22 protein-coding genes are annotated in these 24,714 nt (G+C 46.5%); 21 read left to right on the forward strand and 1 reads right to left on the reverse strand.

Features of this window, described 5'->3' with window-relative positions; translation table 11 throughout:
* The first annotated feature begins 44 nt into the window (after positions 1–44).
* The 18 genes from apbC (at position 45) to BGP77_RS12165 (ending at position 18,511) form a co-directional block, all read left to right on the forward strand.
* Positions 45–1,112, forward strand: coding sequence for an iron-sulfur cluster carrier protein ApbC (apbC, locus tag BGP77_RS12080; RefSeq protein ID WP_108164986.1), 1,068 nt, complete (start codon positions 45–47; stop codon positions 1,110–1,112).
* A gap of 130 nt (positions 1,113–1,242) precedes the next feature.
* Positions 1,243–2,571: a UDP-glucose/GDP-mannose dehydrogenase family protein gene (locus BGP77_RS12085; protein WP_108165966.1), complete on the forward strand. Its 1,329-nt coding sequence runs from the start codon at positions 1,243–1,245 to the stop codon at positions 2,569–2,571.
* 35 nt (positions 2,572–2,606) lie between these two features.
* The gene (gene cysC / locus BGP77_RS12090; RefSeq protein WP_108164987.1) at positions 2,607–3,230 is read left to right on the forward strand and encodes an adenylyl-sulfate kinase; all 624 of its coding nucleotides are present in this window, start codon (positions 2,607–2,609) and stop codon (positions 3,228–3,230) included.
* A 190-nt stretch (positions 3,231–3,420) separates the two neighbouring features.
* A complete protein-coding gene (locus tag BGP77_RS12095) occupies positions 3,421–5,061 on the forward strand; it encodes an SLC13 family permease (protein WP_158269360.1) in 1,641 nt (546 codons plus the stop codon).
* Positions 5,062–5,078: 17 nt separating this feature from the next.
* Positions 5,079–5,870, forward strand: a complete 792-nt coding sequence (gene cysQ / locus BGP77_RS12100; protein ID WP_108164989.1) for a 3'(2'),5'-bisphosphate nucleotidase CysQ — start codon at positions 5,079–5,081, stop codon at positions 5,868–5,870.
* A 136-nt stretch (positions 5,871–6,006) separates the two neighbouring features.
* Positions 6,007–7,881 (forward strand): lamin tail domain-containing protein, encoded by a 1,875-nt coding sequence (locus BGP77_RS12105; RefSeq protein ID WP_108164990.1) that lies wholly within the window; start codon positions 6,007–6,009, stop codon positions 7,879–7,881.
* Positions 7,878–8,432 carry a hypothetical protein gene (locus tag BGP77_RS12110; protein ID WP_108164991.1) on the forward strand — a complete coding sequence of 185 codons (555 nt, stop codon included), beginning with the start codon at positions 7,878–7,880 and terminating at the stop codon, positions 8,430–8,432. The genes BGP77_RS12105 and BGP77_RS12110 overlap by 4 nt, the downstream gene beginning before the upstream one ends.
* Before the next feature lie 132 nt (positions 8,433–8,564).
* On the forward strand, positions 8,565–9,104 hold the full coding sequence (locus BGP77_RS12115) for a transcription termination/antitermination NusG family protein (protein ID WP_108164992.1): 540 nt from the start codon (positions 8,565–8,567) through the stop codon (positions 9,102–9,104).
* A 185-nt stretch (positions 9,105–9,289) separates the two neighbouring features.
* Positions 9,290–9,658, forward strand: coding sequence for a MarR family EPS-associated transcriptional regulator (locus tag BGP77_RS12120; protein ID WP_108164993.1), 369 nt, complete (start codon positions 9,290–9,292; stop codon positions 9,656–9,658).
* A gap of 43 nt (positions 9,659–9,701) precedes the next feature.
* Positions 9,702–10,682 carry an EpsG family protein gene (locus tag BGP77_RS12125; RefSeq protein WP_108164994.1) on the forward strand — a complete coding sequence of 327 codons (981 nt, stop codon included), beginning with the start codon at positions 9,702–9,704 and terminating at the stop codon, positions 10,680–10,682.
* Positions 10,673–11,668: a hypothetical protein gene (locus tag BGP77_RS12130; RefSeq protein WP_108164995.1), complete on the forward strand. Its 996-nt coding sequence runs from the start codon at positions 10,673–10,675 to the stop codon at positions 11,666–11,668. Before BGP77_RS12125 ends, BGP77_RS12130 begins: the two co-directional genes overlap by 10 nt.
* Entirely contained in the window at positions 11,665–12,654 is a 990-nt protein-coding gene (locus tag BGP77_RS12135; protein WP_108164996.1) for a polysaccharide pyruvyl transferase family protein, read from the forward strand. Before BGP77_RS12130 ends, BGP77_RS12135 begins: the two co-directional genes overlap by 4 nt.
* A gap of 109 nt (positions 12,655–12,763) precedes the next feature.
* Positions 12,764–13,783, forward strand: a complete 1,020-nt coding sequence (locus BGP77_RS12140) for a hypothetical protein (protein WP_146171241.1) — start codon at positions 12,764–12,766, stop codon at positions 13,781–13,783.
* Positions 13,780–14,733 (forward strand): hypothetical protein, encoded by a 954-nt coding sequence (locus BGP77_RS12145; RefSeq protein WP_108164998.1) that lies wholly within the window; start codon positions 13,780–13,782, stop codon positions 14,731–14,733. The genes BGP77_RS12140 and BGP77_RS12145 overlap by 4 nt, the downstream gene beginning before the upstream one ends.
* Positions 14,726–15,664 carry a hypothetical protein gene (locus BGP77_RS12150; RefSeq protein ID WP_108164999.1) on the forward strand — a complete coding sequence of 313 codons (939 nt, stop codon included), beginning with the start codon at positions 14,726–14,728 and terminating at the stop codon, positions 15,662–15,664. Before BGP77_RS12145 ends, BGP77_RS12150 begins: the two co-directional genes overlap by 8 nt.
* The gene (gene gmd, locus BGP77_RS12155) at positions 15,661–16,779 is read left to right on the forward strand and encodes a GDP-mannose 4,6-dehydratase (protein WP_108165000.1); all 1,119 of its coding nucleotides are present in this window, start codon (positions 15,661–15,663) and stop codon (positions 16,777–16,779) included. Before BGP77_RS12150 ends, gmd begins: the two co-directional genes overlap by 4 nt.
* A 7-nt stretch (positions 16,780–16,786) precedes the next feature.
* On the forward strand, positions 16,787–17,755 hold the full coding sequence (locus BGP77_RS12160) for a GDP-L-fucose synthase (RefSeq protein ID WP_108165001.1): 969 nt from the start codon (positions 16,787–16,789) through the stop codon (positions 17,753–17,755).
* A gap of 15 nt (positions 17,756–17,770) precedes the next feature.
* On the forward strand, positions 17,771–18,511 hold the full coding sequence (locus BGP77_RS12165) for a glycosyltransferase family 2 protein (protein WP_108165002.1): 741 nt from the start codon (positions 17,771–17,773) through the stop codon (positions 18,509–18,511).
* Here the strand turns inward: BGP77_RS12165 and BGP77_RS12170 are convergent, their stop codons facing one another.
* Positions 18,512–19,786, reverse strand: coding sequence for an exopolysaccharide biosynthesis polyprenyl glycosylphosphotransferase (locus BGP77_RS12170; RefSeq protein WP_108165967.1), 1,275 nt, complete (start codon positions 19,784–19,786; stop codon positions 18,512–18,514).
* Between the two features lie 447 nt (positions 19,787–20,233).
* On the opposite strand from BGP77_RS12170, the gene BGP77_RS12175 reads away from it, so the two are divergent.
* Genes BGP77_RS12175 through BGP77_RS12185 form a run of 3 tightly spaced genes read left to right on the forward strand, consistent with a single transcriptional unit; the run spans position 20,234 to position 24,713 of the window.
* Positions 20,234–23,290, forward strand: a complete 3,057-nt coding sequence (locus BGP77_RS12175; protein ID WP_199224271.1) for a PEP/pyruvate-binding domain-containing protein — start codon at positions 20,234–20,236, stop codon at positions 23,288–23,290.
* Positions 23,290–23,928 (forward strand): gamma-glutamyl-gamma-aminobutyrate hydrolase family protein, encoded by a 639-nt coding sequence (locus tag BGP77_RS12180; RefSeq protein ID WP_199224272.1) that lies wholly within the window; start codon positions 23,290–23,292, stop codon positions 23,926–23,928. Before BGP77_RS12175 ends, BGP77_RS12180 begins: the two co-directional genes overlap by 1 nt.
* Complete coding sequence (locus BGP77_RS12185; protein WP_108165004.1) at positions 23,925–24,713, forward strand: NTP transferase domain-containing protein; 789 nt, start codon at positions 23,925–23,927, stop codon at positions 24,711–24,713. The genes BGP77_RS12180 and BGP77_RS12185 overlap by 4 nt, the downstream gene beginning before the upstream one ends.
* Position 24,714: the final 1 nt, after the last annotated feature.

The raw sequence follows: 24,714 nt of genomic DNA on the forward strand, positions 1-24,714 counted from the left end.
CATCCCCATCTTGCCATTGCCTCCATGTTACAGATTGAGTGTTTATGTCCCACGAACGCATCCAAACACTGCTGGGTACCCTGACGGACCCGCACACCGATCGCCCACTGTCTGAAAGCGCCGACATTCAAATTGACGGCGATGATCCCATTCAGGTTCGCATCGTGCTGCACTACGCGGCCGGCCAGTATGCTCGAGGCCTGAGTACGTTGGTGCAAAGCCATATTGAAGCCCAGCTCGACGACGTCAGCGCGCGCGTCAGCGTGGATTGGTCGGCGGCGGCGGTAAACGTGCGCGACAATTTTCCGGGCCTGAACGGTGTTAAAAACATCATTGCCGTGGCGTCCGGCAAAGGCGGTGTCGGCAAGAGCACGACTGCGGTAAATCTGGCGCTGGCGCTGCAGGCTGAAGGCGCCCGTGTCGGTATTCTGGATGCCGATATCTATGGGCCCAGTGTCGCCGCCATGCTCGGTGTCGCTGACGGCACACGTCCGCAAACGCGCGATGAAAAATTCTTTGTGCCGGTTCCCGCGCACGGTTTACAAAGTATGTCGATGGCCTACCTAGTGACCGAGAAAACGCCCATGGTCTGGCGTGGCCCAATGGTCTCAGGGGCCTTGCAGCAGCTACTGACGCAAACGCTGTGGGACAATCTGGATTACCTGATCATCGATATGCCACCGGGCACCGGTGACATTCAGCTGACTCTGGCGCAGAAAGTACCGGTTTCCGGTGCGGTCATTGTGACCACTCCCCAGGACATTGCCTTGCTGGACGCGCGCAAGGGCATTGAGATGTTCCACAAAGTCGATATCCCGGTATTGGGTGTGGTCGAAAATATGGCCATGCATGTCTGCTCTAATTGCGGTCATGTCGAACATATCTTTGGTGAAGGCGGTGGTGCGCAATTGGCGACAGATTACGACGTCAATTTACTCGAAAGCTTGCCGCTGGATTTGTCCATTCGTACCCAGGCCGATGGCGGTGAACCGACTGTTATTGCCGAACCGGACGGTGAAATAACCGCTCACTATCAATTGCTGGCCCGTCGTACCGCGGCGGCGTTGGCATTGCGCGGCGCCGATAGTGGACCTAGTATTTCGATGCAATGATGACTGTCATCGAATTGTCACTCGGGTGTCATAGTCTGGGCCCGTCCTGAACCGGGCAGACAGCACCTTATGTTTAAAGACGCGGCTGTTGTTGGCTGCGGTTAATGACTTTTTAACCACAGGGATTTTCATGAAAGTAACCGTTTTTGGTATCGGCTATGTTGGCCTGGTTCAAGGTACCTGCCTGGCAGAGGCCGGCCACGACGTTGTCTGTGTCGACGTCGATGCCACCCGTGTTGAAAACCTCAAGCAAGGTCGTATTCCGATCTATGAGCCGGGCCTGGAACCGTTGGTTAAAGAGAACTATCAGGAAGGTCGACTGAACTTCACCACCGACGCCGCTGAAGCGGTGCGTCATGGTGATATTCTGTTCATCGCCGTGGGTACACCACCGGACGAAGACGGCAGTGCCGATCTGAAATACGTGTTGACCGTAGCGCGTACCATTGCGGAGTCGATGGACGACTACAAAGTCGTCATCAACAAATCGACAGTACCGGTTGGCACTGCCGACAAAGTCACCGCAGCCATTGCTGACGTATTGCAAAAGCGTGGCAGTGACGTCAGTTACGATGTGGTTTCCAATCCCGAATTTCTGAAAGAAGGCGCCGCGGTTAACGATTGCCTGCGCCCGGATCGAATTGTCATTGGCACCGACAGCGAACGTGCCGAAGAAATGCTGCGCGAACTCTATTCACCCTTTAACCGCAATCACGACAAGATGATTGTGATGGATGTGCGCAGCGCCGAACTGACCAAGTACGCCGCTAATTGCATGCTGGCGACCAAGATCAGTTTTATGAACGAAATCGCCAATCTGGCTGAGCGTTTGGGGGCCGATGTGGAAGCCGTGCGTCAGGGCATCGGCAGCGACCCACGCATTGGCTATCACTTTATTTACCCCGGTGTGGGTTATGGCGGTTCCTGTTTCCCGAAAGACGTTCAGGCGCTGATTCGCACGGCCGATGGCATCGATTTCGACGCCGGTATTTTGAAAGCGGTCGAAGCGCGTAACTATGAGCAGAAAACCACGCTGTTCAAAAAAATCTCAGATTACTATCAGGGTGACCTGGCCGGTAAAACCTTCGCTGTGTGGGGCTTGAGTTTTAAACCCAACACCGACGATATGCGCGAAGCCCCCAGCCGTGTGCTGATGGAAGCATTGTGGGATGCCGGTGCCAAGGTGCAGGCGTTCGATCCGGAAGCGATGGAAGAAACCCAGCGAATCTATGGCGATCGTGATGATCTGGTCTTAAGCGGCACAAAAGAAAGTGCACTCAAAGGTGCCGATGCCTTGGTGATTGTTACTGAATGGCAAACCTTCCGCGCGCCGGATTTTGATGTCATTAAGCAGCAGCTCAGTGAGCCGCTGGTGTTCGATGGTCGGAATTTATACGAGCCATCGCGCATGAAGAAGAAAGGCATTCGTTACTACGCCGTTGGCCGTCAGCCGGTGTAGTGTTCAATAACCGCTAACAATGCAGTGAGCCGCCGATGAGTGATAACACCCAAACCCCCTATGTATTTAAAGGATTGGATTTAGCCTCAGAGGCAGTCTGGCACAATCAGGCCGTTTCCCCCGCTGATCGTGCTCAGCTTATGGAGCAACAGCCAAAGTGTGTGTGGCTCACTGGGTTGTCCGGCTCCGGCAAGTCAACACTGGCCAATGCCTTGGATGCCACCTTGCACGCCGGTGGCGCTAAAACGTTCCTGCTCGATGGTGACAACGTTCGCCATGGTCTGAATAAAGATTTAGGCATGACTGAAAATGATCGTGCCGAAAATATTCGTCGTGTGGGTGAAGTGGCAAAACTGATGGTGGATGCCGGATTGATAGTGGTCTGTGCGTTTATTTCACCTTATCAACGTGACCGTCAGATCGTACGTTCGATATTTGCACCGGGGCAATTTATAGAGGTCTACCTGAATACGCCCTTGGCAGTGTGTGAAGAACGAGATCCGAAAGGTCTGTATAAAAAAGCGCGCGAAGGGGTGATTAAACACTTCACTGGTATTGATGATCCCTATGAGGAGCCGCGCAGCGCCGAAGTAGAAATTGATACCAGCCAAAGCAATGTCGAAAAGGGCGTCAAAACCATTTTGAAAGCCATGAGTTAATGGCTGCAATGTGCTGGTGCTTTGCCCAATCGTGTAAGCGCTTTCTCCCTGTATGGTTCTTGCTGAAGTCTTGGCAGCGCTCTAATCTTAATTCATGCCTCAGCTTATAACTGTCGTCTTTCTAGTTACCGCCATTATTGGCTTGTATAGCGGCCGTGGCCGGCCAGCTTATTGGTTTATGGCTGCGGCAATGGGTTTGTATCTCAGCGGTGTATTAACGCTGCCAGAAGCCTTAAGCGGACTGGTCAACGAAGGAGTTGTAACGCTTGCCGTCCTAATGGTCATTGCCGATCGTATCCAGGACAGCGGTTTATTGGACCGTCCAATCCAGGCGTTGCTGAACCGTATCAATAAAAGCCAAGGTGGCACTTTAAATTTACTGATACCGGTCGCCTTACTCAGTGGTTTTCTCAATAACACCCCGATTGTTGTCATGCTGGTTCACCCGGTGCGCGAATGGGCATTGCGACAGGGAGTTCCGCCCAGTCGTTTTTTATTGCCGCTGAGTTATGCCGCCATTATTGGTGGCACCCTGACGCTGGTCGGGACCAGCACCAATTTGGTGGTGTATGGTCTGCTCAATGAGCTGGCGGCGAGTCACACGCTCACGTTGTTCAGCCCTGCGTTGGTTGGCTTGCCGTTATTACTGGTGTTTTTTATGTACGTGACGTTTGCCGGTCGCTTTTTGCCCAATCGCACTGCGAATGATACGCGACCAAAGAGTGTCACCGAATTTCAGATACCGGCTCGTGCGGGTGAGACGCTGCATAACCTCAGTATCAGTGAAGCGGGCTTGCGCCATCTTAAACACGGTTATTTATATCGTCTGCTGCGTGATGATGAGTGGCAGGAAGCCGGTGCAGATACTCGATTAAAACGTGGCGATCGATTGGTATTTCTGGGAACGCCTGCGCTGATTCAAGAGTTGTCGTTAGTGGCGGGTATCGATTTTTCTCAGGAAGCGCATCGGCCTTCTTCGGCGTCGACGCATGTTTTGGAAGCGGTCGTACCCATGGGTTCGGAACTGATTGGTCGTACACCCAAGGAGCTGGGTTTTCGCAAGCGCTACGGCAGCGTTATTGTCAGTGTTGCTCACCAGACTGAACAGCTATTCGGCAAGTTAGGGGAGTATCGCTTTCAGGCGGGCGATTTGTTGCTGTTGGAAAGTCTGTCCAATAACAGCTTGCCGCCATCCGCAGAATTGATGGTTCTGAACCGGTACCAGTCGGCACGCCCACCAAGGGACCAAAAAAGAGCCTATGCCTTGTTGTTCGCTTTCCCGATGATGGTGATGGGCGGCAGCTTGCTGGGCTTTGCATTGTTGCACATTGCACTGATGTATCTTGGGTTGTGTTTGTTATTGGGGTTGGCACGGCCGGGTAACTTGTCTAAAGGGCTTGATGCCCAACTCTTTGGATTGTTGATCGGGGCATTGGCCCTGGCAACGGCGGTCGAGAAAACCGGTTTGGCCCATGGATTAGTCGGGCAATTTGTCGATTGGCAATTACCCGCATGGCTGGCGGTTTTATTCATCTTTCTGGCTACCTGGTTAATCACTGAACTACTGACGAACAACTCGGCTGCCGCTTTGATGCTGCCTTTTGCGTTGCCCTTTGGTGAGCTTTCAGGCCTGAGTGTCGAACAGGTTGCGGTCACCGTTATGATGGCCGCCTCATCCAGTTTTGTGACGCCCTTTGGTTATCAGACCAACTTGATGGTGTTGTCTGCGGGCAATTATCGGCCTTTAGATTATTTACGTTTTGGTGGCCCGCTGGTGGTGATTGTGGCGGTTCTCACGACCGCTCTTGTGAGCACCGCCATGGCGCTTTGATTCAATAAGGATGCTTTATGAACTCTTCCAATTTTAATGCAGTGGTTGAGCTGGCTCGTAACGCCGGTGAAGCCATCATGAACATTTATCAGCAAGACTTTTCGGCCAGCACTCAAACCAAAGCCGATGACAGTCCGCTAACCGCCGCCGATTTGGCCGCACACCAGTGCATTGTGGATGGCTTATCGGAATTAACACCACAACGCCCAATTCTGTCAGAAGAAAGTGCAGCGATCGATTGGCGTGAGCGTCAGCAGTGGTCGAGTTATTGGCTGGTTGATCCGTTGGACGGCACCAAGGAATTTATTAAGAAAAACGGCGAGTTCACCGTCAATATTGCTTTGATTGAAAACGGCGAACCCGTTTGGGGTGTAGTGCATGCGCCGGCGTTACATTGTACCTATGAAGGTGGCCCGGCTGTGCACGGAAGTCGCAAATGGTTGCAGGGTGAAGCTCAAGGCATTTCCGTTGCGCAACTGCCGAAAGGTCGCTCGGGTTGGCGACTGGTGGGCAGCCGTTCGCATCAAAGCGATGCCTTTCAATCCTTTGTCGCGGCGTTTGATGAACCGGAAATTCAGAGCCTGGGGAGTTCGCTGAAAATATGTTTGGTCGCGGAAGGAGCGGCACATCTTTACCCGCGCCTTGGCCCGACCAGTGAGTGGGACACCGCTGCCGCCCATGCGGTTTTGCGTGGCGCCCATGGCGAAATGGTCGATGCAGTAACCGGTTATCCGCTGCGTTATAACCAAGGCGAGAGTCTGTTAAATCCTTATTTCATTGCGGCACCCGCAGAGTATTCTCTGGGGTGATTGGCATTCTCATCTGAATAAATCGCCGTCAAAAAACCGTCTGTCCGACTGCAAAATCTTACTAAACAAAACGGCGGCTTTGGTGTTGTGCTGCTTTAATTAAGGTAACTAATCCGCAGTAGAAATTGATCGGCTTATGATGTTGTTCTGCCGTTACCTTCCTTTAAAGCCGTCGCTGGTTATCGTGTTGGCCTCCGCGGTGTTGGTTGGCTGTGATCCGGTTCAGCCCGAAACACTGATCGATAACAATCCAGTAACCCCTTCTCCCAGTGCTCAGAATGTGATGGCCGCGGGGTCGTTAGTCATTAACGAAGTGGGGTCGTCGTATTACAGCAACACCATGCGTTGGTTTGAACTCTATAACCCCGGTGGCACGGCGGTTGACTTGAGTGACTATCAGCTGCGCAGCCTGGCCTACGATGGGGCGTCGACTGTTACGACCAGCCTTACCTTTAGTTTGCCGTCGACCACCGTGAACGCGGGTCAGTATCTGATCGTGCGTGCTCAATCACTGTCATCGCCAGCGGTTGATACCAGCCGGGTCGTGCATCTGGAGCAGGGCGGTTGGTACCCTTATTGGGACAGCAAAGGGTATTTGGAGTTGCTGGACACGTCTTCGGGCAGCACCGTCGATTTCGTCACTTTTGATACGCTGTACAGCCCAACGGATGCTGCCGCCTGGAGCGGCGGCGCGGCTTTAACATTGGTATCGTCGACCAGCAGCTTTGGTCAAAGTATTGGCCGCAATGGCACCAGCGGCGATACCAACAGTGGCAGCGATTGGAGCCACTCAACCTGGGCGACCATCGGTGGTCCGAACGACGTTCTGTGCAATACCGACGCCGATGGCGACCTCATTCCGGATTGCAACGAGCAAAGCGGCACTACCTTCGCCGGCATGCCGTTATACGAGTGGGGCGCGCGCAGCGGCCAGCCGGATATCTTCATCGAAGTGGATTACATGAACAGCAGCGATGAAGGCATCATTCCTCGGCAAGAAGCTTTGCAAAGCGTGGTCGATGCCTTTGCCGCACGCGGTATCGGCGTCCACTTCGATGTCGGCGATTTATTCGACAACGCCTCCGGAACAGATCCGGCTCAGATGGACCTTGGCGGTGGCGGGCAGGTGCCGTTTGCGACGGGTATTACGATTGGTAGCGGCGCGGGCGTCGCGGACCTCTATGACTACAAGCGCGACTACATGGCCTACAGTCGTCTACCCATCTTTCACTATATGCTCTTTGCAAACAGCCAGCTCAGTACGGGGGCTGCGGGTTCGTCCGGCCTGGCTGAATTGGTGGGTAACGATATCCTGATTACCTTGGGTAACTGGGGTCTGAACAGCGCCACCACCGCCGATCTGAATGTGCTGATTAATTATCAGGCGGGCACGGTGATGCATGAGCTTGGGCACAACCTGGGGCTTCGACACGGTGGTGATGAAAACACCAACGACAAACCCAACTACCTGAGCGTGATGAACTATCTGTACCAGCTCAACGGTCTGCCTGAGATTGGCAACGATGAAGGCGATCGTTTCTATTATTCCAACTCCTATCATGCTCGTAATGCCACCTGTTACAGCGGTCTGAACCAGGGGCCAGACGAGAGTTATACGGCGTTTCGGTTGGACTACTCGAATGGCTCTGCGATTGATCTGAACGTGGCCAGCCTGAATGAAAACTTGGGGCTGGGGGAAACCGGCTCAGATAACGTCGATTTTAATTGCAACGGTGATGGCACCCAGACTGGCGTTAACGTTGGCAGTGGAACCTGGTCGGATCATGACGACTGGAGCAACTTGCAGCTGGACTTTGGCGGTTACGACCTGTTGAGTAACCAGGGCATCAGCCTGCGCAGCATTCAGCAGCGCCAAAGCGAAAACTTGTTACGATTGCCAGACCCGGTGGGCAATGATCGCAGTCCCGTTGCCGAAGAAACCGCTCGCCTTGCTGAAAGCTTGCCGAGTGCTTACTTTTTGCGCCAACAGCAGCGTGCGAGTCAGCCATGAAACAAGCATCCGCCCTCGTCTCAATAAAAGCAGCACTGTTCGGAGCGGCGCTGATTCTGGCCGCCTGTTCGTCGCCCAACCGAGTGAGCGAAGCGGCCGAGTTATTGATCAGCGTTCAAAATGGTGAAGCGGTTGTAACACCGGTGTTAGAAGGCGATGTCTTGTGGCTGGGACAGACCCGAATCGAACCCTGGCTGGAATCGGCACCGGATTGCTCGGCATGCCAGTTACGCATCGAACGCCGTCATAGCCCGGTCGGCCCGGATATTATTTTAAGCCTCTACCAGAGCGGGCAACTGCGCTGGCGATTAATCGACAGTCGGCAGCCGAAACTTCGGTTGCCAGACAACAGTTTAATTGAGCACCAAGGAAGCTATGTGCAATGGAGCCGGGGCGAAGAGTCTATAGACCTGAACGAAAGCCAAACCCTCACCTGGCAGGGGTGCCAGCAGCACCTTGCCTGGTTGGCGAAGCACGCCGCTGAATCGTCTAAAAACGTCGTGCCGGAAGCATCTGCAACCCGATGGCAGTTGATCACTAACTGCTCTTAATGGTTCGGGAAATGCATCTTGGTGAAGGTGCGCGGCTGTGTAAGAATTGGTTTTGAAATGAATAACCACTCACAGATAACATCACAGTGATTGTACTCGTGCCCTAGGTGCATTAGTCTGAGCGTTCAATGAATGAACGCAGTGCCGAATAAGCCGATGGAAGCGGTAATTACTCACAAACAACCAGCTTGGTACCTCGTCCAATGTAAGCCCCGAGACGGTTTTCGGGCCGCTGAACACCTGGCTAACCAACACATCGAAACCTTCCATCCGACGCACTCCGTCAGCCGCCGCCGCGCGGGCCGCCAGTACTGGCAAACCGAAAGCCTGTTTCCGCATTACCTGTTCGTAAGACTAAGTTCCGATCAAAGCTTTGCTAAGATTAACAGCACCCGAGGCGTTGCACGGTTAGTCAACTGCCATGGCCGCCCCTTGGTCGTTTCCGATGCCATCGTCGCCAGCGTGATAAAACAGTGCCAGGCACTGAATAGCGAAACACCGGAACCGGAGCTCAAAGCTGGCTCCTTAGTGACCATTACCGAAGGCTGCTTCAAACACCTCCAGGCCATCGTCCAAATGACACGCGGTGAGGACAGGGTAGTGCTGTTGTTGCAACTGCTCAGTAAAGAACAACAGCTTGAACTGCCGATTAAAGCGGTGCAGTTCGCATAGTCGAAAAAGCGGCAGTGGGTTGAAGACCCTGTACCGCTAGTATACGTCCAACCTAATCCTTTGGTGTGCCCTGTAACCGGCCGGGCGGTAGCGTATAAAGAATCTACTAACAGCCGGTACAGCATCTCAAGATCCAGATCAAAGACTCATCCTAGTCAGAACATCAACCACCATTGAGTAACGTCATGCTGTCTGAAGAATCTCGTTACAAACTGCTGAAAGCTCTCGATGCTAATCCAGGTGCCAGCCAACGAGAATTAGCCCAAGAGCTAGGTATTAGTTTGGGAAAGTTGAATTATTGCTTGAAAGCATTGATAGAAAAGGGTTGGGTCAAGGTTGGAAATTTTACTAAGAACCCTAAGAAGCTTAGTTATGTATACTTATTGACTCCTGCTGGTTTGGAAGAAAAATCAAATGTCACAGTTGAATTCTTGAGAAAAAAAATAAATGAGTACGAGGAACTAAAAAAAGAAATTAATTGCCTAAAAGGCGAGGTTGGCATAAGGGTTGATGATTGGCCAATAGTTAATGATGATGTCGATTATCGATTTTAGCTGAGTAGGTCGCTTTGAAATCCGATATAGAAGGAATTAATGAGTGTATCTATTAGTGTATCTTTTCCCTTTTTTTCTCCTACTGCCCGCTTACTTTTTTAAGGCCTCTTTTTTAATTAGGTTTTTCATTCTTGCATCAGCCTTATATGCATTTTTACTTTTAGCTTATCGTGTGGGAGTGGGATGGGACTACTATAGTTATTACAATTCATATGTATCTGGTGTTGTATATAGTGAACCTCTATCCGGGGTGGTTTTTAAAGTTTCATATTTTATAGGTGATGTAAGGTCGCTCTATGTGATTTTTGCACTAATTGCTATAGTGCCACCAGCATTTGTTGCGATTAATGAAAAAGCTCCTCGGATACTTTTTATCTATCTTGCAATACCAGTTTTTTTTATCGAATCTTTTAGCTTGATGAGGCAAGCCTCTGCTATTTCTGTAATGATATTATCCTTTTACTATATGAAAGAAAGGAGAAGTATTTTAGGTTTTTTTTGGGGGGGCGTAAGTCTTCTATTTCATTATAGTGGCTTTGTTTTTTTTGTATTCTTTATTTTTTTGAGGTTATTTGGAAATATAGAATGGAAAACTATAATAGTGATCCTGTTTATTGTGTCTTGCATGTTTATAGGTGCTCTTTATGATCAAGTGTCGATATATTTCGAGAAAATAAAGTTCTATACTGGAGACGGTGATTATGGCTATAAAATGCTCATTTTTATGGCCGTGTACTGTGTTGGTCTATTTCCATTCTTAGGACGGGAAGGTCGTTGGGTGCTGCTTTCTGGTGTGTTTCTTTATATCGCTGCCACAAAGCTTGATCCAGTATTTGTTAGATTGTCTTATTTCTTTTTTATTCCTGCCTGTTTTGTTTGTGTTAAATTAAAAGTTAACGAAAATATTAAATTTGGTGTCAGTGAAACCTATTTTATTGTAGGGTTTTTACTGGCTCTTTATGTTAAAAGCCAACAAATAAAATCTGGCTTCTTCCCTTATCATGGTGAAATTTTATGGATGTAATAGTATCACCTAGAAAGCATGGGCATTTCTTAAGTTACTTCGAATTGATAAAAAGAAAATACCCTGATGCAGCATGGGTGGTGGAGTCAAATGCCTTTAACTTGTTCGCGGGTTTTTTTAAAAAATCTAGATTTTTCCCATGCAAAAAAAATAGATTTTTCTTTTTGCATGGTGAGCTGCAGGTGCTAATGAGCATACTCGCTAGAATAGTATCGCCAGTATCTTCTATACATGTAATATTCTACAACTGTTTGTCAAACAGAAGTGGAGTAGAGAAATTTTTGATAAATTTTTTGTTTGTTTTCATGAGGGGTCTGGGTATAAATGTAAGATATCTTGAGGTGGATTCTTTTAAAAAATATTCGCCTGGATTTTATTTCTGTAAGAATATATCAGATCCGGTTTTGCTAAATAATATTAATAATGCTGATGATAGTCCAGCAAAACCATCTAGTGTGAATGTTCTTGTGCCTGGCTATATAGAAAAGAGGAAATCTGTAATTGAGATTATTCAGGCATTAAAAGAGTTGTCTTGTGTGTATTGCCATCTCAATTTCCATATTAGAGTGGTTGGTGAAAGTGATAGTCAATATATTGGTGATGTTATAAGTGAATGTAATAAGAGCTGTAGTGAGAATTTTAATGTCCAAGTTTTGAACTATCGTATAAGCGATCAAGAACTAAGTGAGTACTTTAATAATGCAAATATTATAATGGCTATTTATAAAAAACATTATGGTTCCTCAGGGGTTGTCATTAATTCTGTTTTGTATAATAAGGCTATTGTTTTCGTTGCTGAGGGGGTGCTTTTCGGTTATGCAGCTGATCTCGGATTGCAAGGTTTGCCAAGGGATGCTAATAAGGGTGAAATATACCGATATGTTTCAAAGCTGATTAATAGTGGAATGAAAGCGCAGTATTCTACAATTAAAAAAAGTGAGTTTTTGACGAAGCACAGTGTTGAACACTTCCTGGATTGTTTATGAAAGATGTTATATTACTAAATTCTACAGCGACATATAATCATATGGGTTGCTATCTCACTATGGCTGGGCTGAAGAGATTCTTGAGCTCGGTGGGTGGTAATGTGAGGTATGAGTTACCGGTTAATAGACCCTTTCCTGCTGGGTTGAAAGATTTCATTGATAAAAATAAAGATGTCTATATTGTCATAAATGGTGAAGGTACTTTGCATGATGATCAAGAATATGCGAAATACTTAATTAATAGTTGTTCTCCATTTAGTGATAGGGTCGTGCTGTTAAATGCGCAATATAGAAATATGTCAGAAAATTTTAACAGTTTGGTATCTGAATTTCCTATAGTCCAAGTCCGAACTAAATTTGACCTCGGATATGCGCAAGATAAAGGGATAAATGCTTTATATTGTCCTGATATGCTATTTTTCTCTGGGGTGTCATCATTAAATCAAAAGTCACATAATAAAATAGTTATAACGGACTCTCATTCTGAGCAGTCGTCAGCAGATCTTACTGGCTTTTTTTGCCGTAAAGAATATTTTTCAAAATGGGTGGATTTTCACTACAGAGTTGGATCTGCTTCAAAATACGAACCTTATATGCAGGCCTTACTTAATGTTGCTGTTGCATTTAATTTTTATTCACAAACTAGCTTTTTGAATAAAAAAAATAAGCACTACTTTGATGAACTTTTATCATTAATTTCAGGTGCAAAATGCTTGGTGACTGGGCGTTACCATGCGGCATGTATGGCAATATTATTTAATGTTCCACTGGTATATCATTATTCAAATACATCAAAAATCAAAGATTTGTGTAATGACTGGGAGTATGGTGTTCCATATGATAAATCAGTCGATTCCAATGCCATGCTTAACATGGCTATAAGTGATTCTAACTCTTGGAGTTTGGGCGTAGGGGAGCGGGTAAATAGAAAAATGAAAGTTCAATATGATAATTTGAAATCTACAGTAAATGAAATTTTTAAATAGTTTATTTTTTAAAAGCTTCGGCCCCATATCGGGCTATTTAATATTGTACTTGTCGTCAGTTTATTATTCAGAAAGTTTTGCGAAAAATATCATTGAAATTCAATATTGCATGCTTATATCTGTCGGGCTTTTTTCGCAAGGTTTCAGGCAAAAGTATTTCTCTTATCTTAAGGAGTTCAGTGGAGAAAAAAATATTTTTTCCGTTCGTTCAATGCTTTTAATCTTGATTTTGTGGGGCTTGATTGTAACCTTCGCTGTTATATTCTTTACCCCTCTCTCTGGGGAGGGTTTTTATATAAACCGAGTCCATTTTTTTATTTTAATCTTGGTTTTTAGTTTTGGCTACATTTTATTGTCTGTTAGCTATGCAGATCATTGGCGTTTGGGTCGGTTATATGTTAGCTATCTGATAGATAGTTTATTTAATATATGTTTATTGTTTTCAATATTTTTGGGGCTTTATGTTGGGTTTTCAATTTGGTTTTGGATGGCTGCTTTTCTATTGGTTGCAGTTATATTTGGGCTTGTTTTTTTTCGGAATAATAGTTTATTTTTTGATAAAGATTTAGCCTATGCGGCGATGACAAGCCAAGTTGTTGTTTTTATATCTTATTTTGAGGTTTTTTTTATTGCTAATATGGACTCTTCTGGGGTGGTTTATTATCGCTACATTATTATCACTTCGTTTTTGCTCGTTACGTTACTAAATATGATTAAACAGCAGTATTTGGTAAGTAATACGCCAAGTATTAATTTGGGGTTTTTATTTGTAGTTTTTATACTTTCAATCTTCATGTCATTTTTTTCATTTTTTGGTTCTGTTGTCTTCGGAATTGAAGTGAATATATATATAGTGGCTTTTATTTTTTTGTTTGGATGTATATTGCAGGTCTTCCTATCAATTTTGAATTTTGATTTTTTTAGAAGTAAAAGTTCAGCTTTCTTGTTTTTGTCGAACATCATGACCGCTATTACTTTGGCTCTGTATATCTTTATTTTTAGTGGGTTTGAGAGAATAGGGGTTTACGATTTGTTGTTAATTAAATCTGGGGCTATATGGATTGGTGTATTTTATCTTTTGTTATTCTATTTTTTTTATGCAAAGAAAAGAGTTAAGGCTAAAGTATGAAGATATTATATGTATGTTTTGAGTGGGAGGGTTCTGATGGAGGGGCAATATATGATAAAAAGCTTGTTCGTGCTTTACGAGACACGGGTAATGAAGTCGTAACATATAAGATAAGCCGGCAAAAGTTAAAAAGAGCGCTGTTTCCGGTTTGGGTGAAAAAAATACCTTTGGAAGTATTAAAAGAAATTAGAAGCTTGGCAGGAAATTACGAAAATATCTGTGTTTCGCATGAGGCATTGCTGGAAGTTGTTATTGAACTAAAGCCTACACTTTTCATTGTTCATAATTATTTTCCGGTTTTTGAGTTTAAAGGTAATAAGTTTATCGAAGAATTATATCGATTTGGTGCTGAAGGTGCCTTTGCACGAGCATTTAATAATTGTGAGAACGTGTTGTTTCTTAGTTTTAGGGAATTTAATAATGTTAAAAATGAAGTTAATTCTTTTAAGGCTATATACTTACCTCCAGGGGTTTCTGAAAAGACAAAAAGGGCTGAAAGAAGTTTTGAGTATAATGTTATAGAAAGATATGGGACAACTGAATGGTTGCCCAAAAAAATATCATCTCTAAGTTCTGGAGAGATAAAAAAATTACGCTCTTATGGGATAGTTATTTCGAAAGGCAAAGAGGATTTTCGTTCGTTTATGTTGATCGAAGATAGGTTTTTGTCTGGATTCAAGCTAAAGCTATTGGATGGTTTGTATAATGGGGATTTTGTTTTATCGATGGCTGATTTAGATGAAGAGATTAAAGCGCTAGGTTTGCCTATCGTGCCCTATGTCTATATTCCAGGTTTTTCGAGTCTCATTGACTTTATTAAAGATGATGCATTCGGGCGGAGGCATATTTGTTATACCCATAATGAGTACTCTAAGCTTAAATCATATATAGAGGATAAATTTTCCTGGAACTCTATTGCTTTTTCTTTGGTGAAAGAAGTATATGGCTGATTTATATATAATAAATCATGGGTACCATTATGAATATGTTAAAAATAAAATTGGTTCCCATGATGCAGTTGGTGTGGTTGGGTCGGTTGATGTCGAGAAGAGAATTTTTAGGGTGCCTCATTTCGAATCTTCAAGTATTTTGCAAAAAATATTAATAAGATTTGTTATGATTAAACTTCATTTCCTTATTGTTAAATATGATAGGGTTATATTTTTGGGTTGCCAAGATTGGGTTTCCTATAAGCTATATAAAAAAATAAAAGAAAATAAGGTTTTTTATGTGGCTGATAATATCGAATTCTATCTCAGGCCTAACCTTGGTGTGAAGTTAGATGTTGAGCGGAAATCTGATTTTCGATTTTTATTGAAGCTTTTTTTATATGGTCTTTTTGTTGAATACTATCGGGGTGAAGTGAGTTATGTTCTAAATAGATTTGTTTTCCCGCTGAATAAGAGTAGGCCAATACTTCATAATATGGTTCTTGATGGTGAAAAATTAGAGCTGCCTGTTGATGTTGAGAGTAAGTCTCGTAGGGTATTTATATCTCAGCCTTACTATATTGATTATGGAATAGATCTTTATGCTTGGTGTGAGCAAGTAAGGTCTGTAGTACATAGCTTGGGTATTCATTTTGTAAAAATACATCCTAGGGATAGCGTAAAGTATCTACACGTTCTTGAGAGTATGGGTATTAGATGTTTTGAAGCAAAGCTGTCTAGTAAGGATATTATTTTTGGGGTTTTTTCTACTTTAATGCTTCAGGCTGCTTTTTCTAAAACCACTGTTTTTAGCGTTTTTGCTGATTTTGAATACCTGTTGCCTGATGAGTATGTGACTGTTGTAAGACAACTATCAGCTATTTTTGATGTTGGTCTGACTTCTGAAAATTTTTGGAATCCGAATAGCCTAAATTGGTTGGAGAGTAAATGAAAAAAGCATTAATTACAGGTGTTACTGGGCAAGACGGTTCTTATCTTGCAGAGTTTTTGCTAGATAAAGGGTATGAAGTTCATGGTATAAAGCGCAGGGCTTCATTATTTAATACCCAAAGAATTGATCAGATATATCAAGACCCACATGTTGAACATCAAAATTTTGTTTTGCATTATGGGGACTTAACAGATTCATCTAACATAACTAGAATACTTCAGGAAATACAGCCAGATGAGGTGTATAATTTAGGAGCTCAATCCCATGTTGCAGTTAGTTTTGAGTCACCGGAGTACACTGCTGATGTTGATGCTATGGGAACTCTTAGATTATTAGAGGCAATTAGGTTTTTGGGGTTAGAGAAAAAAACACGATTTTATCAAGCATCAACATCTGAATTATACGGTTTAGTTCAAGAAATACCGCAATGTGAAACTACTCCATTTCACCCTCGGTCACCATATGCAGTTGCAAAGCTTTATGCGTATTGGATTACAGTTAATTATAGGGAGGCATATGGTATTTATGCTTGTAATGGTATTTTATTCAATCATGAGTCCCCCCGTCGTGGTGAAACTTTTGTAACCCGTAAAATTACTAGAGGTTTAGCTAATATAGCTCAAGGCTTAGAGACTTGTTTGTATATGGGTAATATGGATGCCTTGCGCGATTGGGGACATGCAAAAGATTATGTTCGCATGCAATGGATGATGCTACAGCAAGACCAACCGGAAGATTTCGTTATTGCTACCGGCTTACAATATTCAGTTCGACAATTTATTGAATGGTCAGCTGCTGAGCTTGGTATAAGCCTTCGTTTTGAAGGGAAGGGGGATGAAGAGGTAGCAGTAGTTGATGCTATTGAAGGTGATAACGCTCCAGCATTGAAGGTGGGTGATACTATTGTAAAAGTAGATCCTAGGTACTTTAGACCAGCAGAAGTGGAAACTCTTTTAGGCGACCCTTCAAAGGCAAAGGATAAGCTTGGGTGGACACCAGAAATTACTGCGCAGGAAATGTGTGTGGAGATGGTCGCAGTGGATTTAAAGGAAGCAAAACGTCATGCGCTTCTAAAAGATCATGGATTTGATGTTTCTTTTTCAGTAGAGAATTGAGACGGTTATGAGTAAACAAAGAGTTTTCGTTGCTGGCCACAGTGGTATGGTGGGTTCTGCTTTGAGTCGTCGTTTGAAAGACTGCGATAATTTTGAATTAGTGGTTCGGAATAGAAGTGAACTTAACTTACTGGACCAAGCGTCAGTAAGTCTTTTCTTTGAAGAAGAACGGATTGATCAAGTTTACTTGGCTGCTGCTAAAGTGGGTGGTATTCACGCCAATAATAAGTATCCAGCGGAGTTCATATATGAAAACCTAATGATAGAAGCGAATATTATTCATTCGGCGCATATCTCAGGTATTCAAAAGCTTCTATTTCTTGGCTCATCCTGCATATATCCTAAGCTGGCCGAACAACCAATGTCGGAGGATGCTTTGCTTACAGGTCTTTTAGAACCAACTAACGAACCCTATGCAATTGCAAAGATAGCAGGAATAAAGCTTTGTGAAAGTTACAACAGGCAATATGGTCGTGATTACCGTAGTGTAATGCCCACCAATTTGTATGGCCCAAATGATAATTTTCATCCAGAACATTCACATGTTCTTCCAGCCCTCATAAGACGATTTCATGAGGCAACCCAAAATGGTGAAGCTAAAGTTGTTGTTTGGGGAAGTGGTAATCCCAAAAGAGAATTTCTCCATGTAGATGATATGGCGAGTGCAAGCATACATATCATGCAGCTTGATGAGCTGACATATAAAAGCAGTACCGAGCCTATGCTGTCACATATTAATGTTGGAACTGGAGTAGACTGTTCGATTCGCGAGTTGGCTGATATTGTGGCTTCAGTTGTTGGGTTTTCAGGCAAGATTGAGTTCGATGCTTCTAAGCCCGATGGGGCTCCAAGAAAATTAATGTCTGTATCTCGTCTAAGTAATTTGGGTTGGAATTACTCTATTTCGCTTAAGCAAGGTATTGAGAAAACATATCAGTGGTTCTTAGAAAATAATAAAGAGTATCGCTCTATTTAAATTTCGGAGTGCGGCGTGAAAATATCATTAATTACTGCCTGTTATAATAGTGAAGAAACAATTAGGCAGACACTCGAGTCTGTTAAACAACAATCCTACTCCAGCCTTGAGTACATAGTTATTGATGGCGGATCATCAGACGCAACTTTAGATATAGTGGAAGAGTATCGTGATACGATCTCTTTGTTAATATCAGAGCCTGATAAAGGTATATATGATGCATTAAATAAAGGTATTTCTGCGGCGAATGGGGATGTGATTGGCTTTTTGCATTCAGACGATACATTTTCTCGGCATGATTCATTAAGTATTGTGGCTGCAGGTATAGAGAGTTTTGACGCTGTATATGGTGATTTAAATTTTGTTTCTGCAGCGGCGGGGGGGGATAGAATTGTTAGGAAGTGGAGGTCAACTGATTTTCGAACGGAGCTCCTTGGAAGGGGGTGGATGCCAGCTCATCCAACCTTTTATTTACGGAAAAACATTTACCAGAAGTATGGTGTTTTTGACTTGAATTATAAGATATCTGCTGATTATGAAAGTATTTTACGTTATTTTTCGATACCCGGCTTTTCATGTAAGTACATACCCGAAGTATTAGTTAATATGAGAGTGGGTGGTGCTAGTAACAACAGTATTCGTAATTCGCTTAAAAAGCTTCCTGAAGATTATCGTGCTCTAAGGAAAAACAAAATCTCACATCCAGTTTATGCAATACTGATGAAAAAGCTCTCTAAAATTCATCAATATTTTTAATTACCTGGCGCCAAAACCAGTAATGACGGTTCTGAAAGTGTCAATTACGATTTGTATATCAAGCCATAGTGAGTAGTTTTTAATGTAATAAAAATCGTGTTCGATCTTCTCTTGAGTATCGTCAGTGCTAGCTGCATATCCATGCCTTACCTGAGCCCAGCCTGTGATGCCCGGTTTGACTACATGTCGATACGTATAAAATGGAATACTCTTCTCGAATTCATTTACAAAAGTTTGTTGCTCGGGTCTTGGGCCTATAAGGCTCATTTCACCCTTAAGAATGTTCCAGAATTGAGGCAGTTCATCGATTCTTAGTTTGCGTATTACAGCTCCGATGCGTGTGACTCTCATGTCACTTTCCTGAGCAAACTGTGCTCCGTTTTTTTCTGAGTCTTTAACCATACTGCGCAGTTTATAGATTCGAAACGGTTTGCCACCTTGGCCAACGCGTTCTTGTGAAAACAGCGCAGATCCTGGAGATTCAAGCCGGATCGCCGCCGCCGTAATTGTTACGATGGGAATAACAATAGGCGCTGCAATGATTACTGCGGCAATATCGATTAACCGTTTTAAGTTTTCATAATAGGGTGACGGCGTCAGCATGCCGTATTGGTTTTCCGAAAGATGATCGAGCTTTACTTTGCCGGTTAATGACTCCAGTACTTGCTTATGATGGTAAACAGGAATTCTAGCCAGGGTGCACTGTGCTAAGAATTGCTGCCATTCATCGGATAAGTCTGCTTGCAGATCGGCAACAATGCCGTTGTAACGCGTATCTCCCAGTGAAGGGGCTTCAAGTTGGTGGATACTAGCGCTAGGCAGTGCGGTCAGTTCTTTTGTCTGCCCGAAAGGCACGACGGCAAGTTTCGGTTTTGCGAAACGTATCGCGAAGCGTTGACCAATCAAGCACAGGAGTAGAAGCAGTGTGCCGCTGGTTAAAAGCAGAGATCGGGCATACTCGATTCTGGCGATAACGAGAATGGCAAACAGCAATGCGTAGAAGCTGAACAGAGTCGGTAGGATGTAGGCAGCTGAAAGGGTGCCTGGGTATCGAAAGATTTTTCTCAACGTAACGATGCTTGACACAAAAACAATGGTGACGCCGATGATGGAGTTTCGTTCGGTCAGGCTGAGGGAGCCCCAGTTAAAAGTGTCCCAGAGCCAAAGTGTCGGTAGGTATACAACGGCAATCCATCCTGCGATTAACTGAAAAAATACACTGAGTACGGTTTGCTCATACCAACGAGAGTGACGCTTGTTTTGCTCGGTTACCATCTTGTCTGCCTTGCCTGATTCCATTCGCTTTGGAACTGTTTATTAGGTGCTCTAATGCTTAATTGTAGTCTTGTCAGATTCTCAGTGCTGATAATTCGGTCGCGTTCTGTCAGCTACCGTCTGGTGAGAGGGCTTTCAAAGCCAATGAAGCAGGTTAGATTCTGCGGCTTGTGTAACTTAAGGTAAAGTAGCACTTGTATAATCAAGACAGAAATGACTTAGGCATTGCCTTCCGTTTGGTGTGAGCTGTTGTTGGCTATTGGCATGTGGATCCGCAGTGATAGTTGAAGTGTGGCTAGGCACAGGTTTTTTGCCCAGTGAGACCCGCTGAGTTAGGCCTAAGCCCAGGTTGCGCCGGTGGGTGGCGTTCCATAGAATTCCTCGCCTTGCGGTCAATCTGCACAATGGCAGTATGGCTTGCCTCAGTTATTTACAGGAGTCGACAGTTTGAGTCAGTGTTCCCTCTACATATTGGGTGCAGGTAAGCCGTTTCAGGGTGAGACCCACAGCGTTTTGCGCAGTGCGACAGGTCATAATCGAGTTTTGGATTGGTTGCTGCGGGCAACGGCCTCGGTTAACCCTGAAGTCACCTTTATCGCTGGCTATCAAAAAGATCAGATTGCGGCTCAGTTTCCCCAGTTAAGCTATATCGGCAGCCCGGATTGGGAAAACAGTGGGGCGGCTGCTTCGTTGTTGTGTGCCGATCTGACCAAGCCTCAGGACTACCTGGTTTCCTATGCTGATGTTTTGTTTCGTGAGTCGGCGGTGAAGTCGCTGATGTCGGCCAGTGGCGATGTTGCCATTTTGGTGGATTCACACTGGCGGCGGCGATTTGAGAACCGCTCTCAGACGGACTTGGAACGGTGTGAGAAGGTTAACCTGCATCAGGGGAAGGTGACCCGGCTAGGGCGCGATATTGACGCTGAGTTAGCCGATGCTGAGTTTGCCGGCCTGGTCCGTTTAACACCAAAAGCCGCTCAATTCCTGGCAGAACACAACCATTTCATTCCAGAAGCCATTCGTTCGGGCAACCTGCCTCAGTTGCTGGAATACATGCGTATTCGTGGCTTCACCCTCTCTGCGGTCGATGTAGAAGGTGACTGGGCTGAACTCAATGAACCGGAAGATTTAACGCACTTTATTCTTGGCACTAAAGCTCAGACGCTGCATCGCTTGCAGCGTTTGGTCAAAAAAAGCCGCATCGAAGATCAGATCAGCTTTACCGTGGCGCAATGGCAAGACAGTGCCGAGGCAATCCTGGCGGATGTGGCCCATTCGTTCGGCGGTCAAAAATTGGTGGTGCGCAGCAGTGCGCTTTCTGAAGATGGCTTTGCGTCGGCTAATGCAGGTGCTTACGACAGCGTGCTGAATGTCGATGGCGCCGATCCAGCGGCGGTCACCGCTGCGATTGTGCAGGTTGTAAACTCTTACCCCGATGCAAACCCCGCGAACCAGGTGCTGGTTCAGCCAATGGTGCAGGGTGTTGTGGCCAGCGGCGTTGCCTTTACCCGAACCCTGGCTCAAGGCGCGCCCTATTACGTCATTAATTACGATGATGTCACGCGCAGTACCGAATCAATTACCAGCGGCTCCAGTGCGGAGCATAAGACGGCTTTGGTGTATCGCGGCGAGGCGCCAAAGTTAGACGCTCTGGCGGTCCCTTTGCGCGGCTTGATGCCAGCCTTGCTGGAAATTGAACAGCTGCTGGATTTTGACTCTCTGGATATTGAGTTCGCCATCAGTGAGTCTAGCCAGGTTCACATTCTTCAGGTGCGGCCAATTGCCGTTCAGCACGATGTTTATGACGCGTCAGCGGTGTCTGCAGCAATAGCCGCCGCGCGCGAACAGTTCCAGCAAAACCAAGAGCCGGGCCCCTTTGTTGTTGGAAGCAGGGCCATGTTCGGTGTGATGCCAGACTGGAACCCGGCAGAGATCATTGGTACGCGCCCGGGGGCCTTGGCGACATCCTTATACCGTTATCTCATTATGGACGATGTCTGGGCGACGCAGCGTGCCGAATACGGTTATCGCGATGTGCGTCCACAGCCTCTGCTGCACGAGTTTGCCGGCCATCCTTATGTCGATATTCGTGCCAGCTTTAACTCCTTGGTGCCGGCGCAATTGGACGATGAATTGGCTGGCCGCTTGGTCGATTTTTATCAGGCCTGGCTGGAGCAACACCCTCAGCTGCATGACAAAGTTGAGTTCGATGTCGTCCCAACCTGTTACAGCCTGAATTTTGATCATTGGCGTCAGCGCTTATTAACCGAGGGCGGTTTTAGTGATGATGATATTGCTCAGTTGGAGCAAGGCCTGCGTCAGGTTACACAGCATGCGTTAGCGCGCACCGATGGCGACTGGATTGCCGTGCGTCAACTCGAACAACGCTTTGAGCAAATCTCTTCCACGACTACGCCGCCTTTGCAGCGTGCCTGGCTGTTGTTAGAAGAAGCCCATCGTCATGGCACCTTGGTCTTTGCACACCTCGCCCGCAGTGCTTTCGTCGCCATGACTCTGCTGCGTTCGGCTAAGTCAGAAGGCGTGCTGTCTGAAGAGGCTTACAATGCTTTTATGGAGTCTATTGAAACGGTTTCGCATCGTTTTGCCAGTGACGCAGCATCGGTGGCTGGTGGTTCAAAAAGCTGGGAAAGCTTTGTAGCCGACTACGGGCATTTGCGGCCTGGTACCTATGACATTACGTCGAAAAGCTATGCGGAAGATCCTGAGCACTATCTGGCACCGACGGTAGAGCAGGCCCGCTTACACCCGGCGACGTCGGAAGCCGCATCACCAACGGCTTGGTTGGCCGAGCAATCTAAGATGGTTGCTGCTTTAGCGGAGCATGGCATTAACACAACCGCCTCCGCCTTGGACGCCTTTTTGCGCCAGGCCATCGAGGGTCGCGAGTACGCCAAGTTCGTCTTTACTCGCCATTTATCGGCGGCCTTGGATGCATTGGTGGCTTATGGCGCGGAACACGACATCGACCGTGATCAGTTGGCGCTGATTCCGTTGTCGGTATTTCGCATTCTTGCGAATCAACCCGAAGCCTACGATGCCCAGCGTTGGTTGCAGGCCGCCGCAGAGGAAGGCCGTGCGTCTGTAGCGGTCGCGCAGCGTGTCGAGTTGCCTTCACTCTTGTGCCAGTCGTTGGATTTTACTCAATTCGAATACAGCTCTAATCAGCCAAACTTTGTGGGCTCAGGCAAGGTCGTTGCCGACTGTGTCGATCTGGAACAGTTTAAAGGCGATGAAAGCCTGGAACTGGAAGGGAAAATTGCGCTGATTCCACAAGCAGATCCCGGTTACGATTGGTTATTTGGTCGAGGTATTGCCGGCTTAATCACCCTCTATGGGGGCGCTAACTCCCATATGGCTATTCGTGCTGCCGAGTTTGGTTTGCCGGCCGCGATTGGCGTGGGTGAGTCTCGATACGCCAGTTGGTCCCGGGCCCAGGTGCTGGAGCTGGATGCTGGCAATCACCGTGTTCAGGTGATTCGCTGATGCGCTTGGCGATCAGTCAGCGAGTGGATGTCGTTGCCTCTTATGGTGAACGGCGAGACGCTCTGGATCAGGCTTGGCACTCGTTGCTAGACCAGGTCGGGGCGATCGCTCTGCCGGTACCGAATAAACCGTCGTTGGTCTCGTCTTGGTTGGCGCAAGTGCAACCGGAAGGGGTGGTGTTGACCGGTGGCAATGATTTAGCTCAGTTACCTGACGCCTCAAACCCAGCACCAGAACGCGATGCGACCGAGCAAGCTTTACTGGCCCATGCTCAAATTAATCGTTTGCCGGTTTTGGCGGTCTGTCGCGGCGCGCAGATGATGAATGTCTTTCTGGGAGGGCAGCTATCCGCGGTAGACGGTCATGTGGCTCGACGCCATCCACTGCATGTGACTGACGCCTTACCAGCGCTAGCCGGCTTGACTGAGGTCAACAGTTTCCACGCCTGGGGGCTGACGTCTGCTGAGCTGAACACAGAATGCCGAACAGCCGCCACGGCTGGAGATGGCACGGTTGAAGCTTTTGTTCACACCGAACTACCCTGGGTTGGCCTGCTCTGGCATCCAGAGCGTGAATCGGCACCTTATATTTCGCAGGACCTAGCGGTTCTGCGCCATCTGTTTGGAAACTCGCTATGAAAACCATCATCCTCGCCGCCGGGCAGGGCACACGTCTGCGCCCTTATACCAATGACAAACCCAAGTGCATGGTTAGCCTGTCCGGGCAGCCACTGCTTCATCATCAATTGGATGCCATGGCGGCCTGTGGCGTACGTGAGGGTATTACCCTGGTAGGCGGTTATCTCAGCGAGGAGTTGGATGCTCGAGGTGCGCAGATCGTCATCAACCCACGTTATGCCGAAACCAACATGGTGCAGACGTTGTTTTGCGCTCGTCAGGCAATGGAACCCGGTCAGGATTTATTGATCAGCTATGGCGACATCGTCTACGAACCGAAAGTGCTGCAAGCGGTACTCGACTGTGATGCGCCTGTAGCGTTAGCGGCCGATTTAGAATGGCAGCGACTCTGGAAATTGCGCATGGACGAGCCTTTGGATGATGCGGAAACCTTCATCATGGACGATCAGCAGCATGTATTATCGTTGGGCAAGAAACCGAAGTCGTATGATCAGGTGCAAGCTCAATATATGGGGTTGTTCCGAATTCGCGCTGACTATGTCGAGCGCATGATGGCCGCTTTTGATGCGCTCGATCCAAATGCCATCTATGACGGCAAAGACCTCGACAACATGTATATGACCAGCTTTGTGCAGCATTTAATTGATCTGGGTTGGCCAGTGAAGGCATGCCTGGTTGAAAATGGCTGGCTCGAAGTCGACACCGCCAGCGAACTTGAGGCCTATGAATCGATGGCCACTGATGGCTCTTTGGATCAATACTGCCGGCTGAGCAAGAGCGTATAAC

The sequence above is a fragment of the Saccharospirillum sp. MSK14-1 genome, from assembly GCF_003054965.1.
GTDB lineage: Bacteria > Pseudomonadota > Gammaproteobacteria > Pseudomonadales > Natronospirillaceae > Saccharospirillum.

Bases quoted from the DNA above. Each gene is read 5' to 3' on its own strand.
- apbC (WP_108164986.1), top strand. From the start codon at position 45: ATGTCCCACGAACGCATCCAAACACTGCTGGGTACCCTGACGGACCCG.
- BGP77_RS12085 (WP_108165966.1), top strand. From the start codon at position 1,243: ATGAAAGTAACCGTTTTTGGTATCGGCTATGTTGGCCTGGTTCAAGGT.
- cysC (WP_108164987.1), top strand. From the start codon at position 2,607: ATGAGTGATAACACCCAAACCCCCTATGTATTTAAAGGATTGGATTTA.
- BGP77_RS12095 (WP_158269360.1), top strand. From the start codon at position 3,421: ATGGGTTTGTATCTCAGCGGTGTATTAACGCTGCCAGAAGCCTTAAGC.
- cysQ (WP_108164989.1), top strand. From the start codon at position 5,079: ATGAACTCTTCCAATTTTAATGCAGTGGTTGAGCTGGCTCGTAACGCC.
- BGP77_RS12105 (WP_108164990.1), top strand. From the start codon at position 6,007: ATGATGTTGTTCTGCCGTTACCTTCCTTTAAAGCCGTCGCTGGTTATC.
- BGP77_RS12110 (WP_108164991.1), top strand. From the start codon at position 7,878: ATGAAACAAGCATCCGCCCTCGTCTCAATAAAAGCAGCACTGTTCGGA.
- BGP77_RS12115 (WP_108164992.1), top strand. From the start codon at position 8,565: ATGAACGCAGTGCCGAATAAGCCGATGGAAGCGGTAATTACTCACAAA.
- BGP77_RS12120 (WP_108164993.1), top strand. From the start codon at position 9,290: ATGCTGTCTGAAGAATCTCGTTACAAACTGCTGAAAGCTCTCGATGCT.
- BGP77_RS12130 (WP_108164995.1), top strand. From the start codon at position 10,673: ATGGATGTAATAGTATCACCTAGAAAGCATGGGCATTTCTTAAGTTAC.
- BGP77_RS12135 (WP_108164996.1), top strand. From the start codon at position 11,665: ATGAAAGATGTTATATTACTAAATTCTACAGCGACATATAATCATATG.
- BGP77_RS12140 (WP_146171241.1), top strand. From the start codon at position 12,764: ATGCTTATATCTGTCGGGCTTTTTTCGCAAGGTTTCAGGCAAAAGTAT.
- BGP77_RS12145 (WP_108164998.1), top strand. From the start codon at position 13,780: ATGAAGATATTATATGTATGTTTTGAGTGGGAGGGTTCTGATGGAGGG.
- BGP77_RS12150 (WP_108164999.1), top strand. From the start codon at position 14,726: ATGGCTGATTTATATATAATAAATCATGGGTACCATTATGAATATGTT.
- gmd (WP_108165000.1), top strand. From the start codon at position 15,661: ATGAAAAAAGCATTAATTACAGGTGTTACTGGGCAAGACGGTTCTTAT.
- BGP77_RS12160 (WP_108165001.1), top strand. From the start codon at position 16,787: ATGAGTAAACAAAGAGTTTTCGTTGCTGGCCACAGTGGTATGGTGGGT.
- BGP77_RS12170 (WP_108165967.1), bottom strand. From the start codon at position 19,786: ATGGTAACCGAGCAAAACAAGCGTCACTCTCGTTGGTATGAGCAAACC.
- BGP77_RS12180 (WP_199224272.1), top strand. From the start codon at position 23,290: ATGCGCTTGGCGATCAGTCAGCGAGTGGATGTCGTTGCCTCTTATGGT.
- BGP77_RS12185 (WP_108165004.1), top strand. From the start codon at position 23,925: ATGAAAACCATCATCCTCGCCGCCGGGCAGGGCACACGTCTGCGCCCT.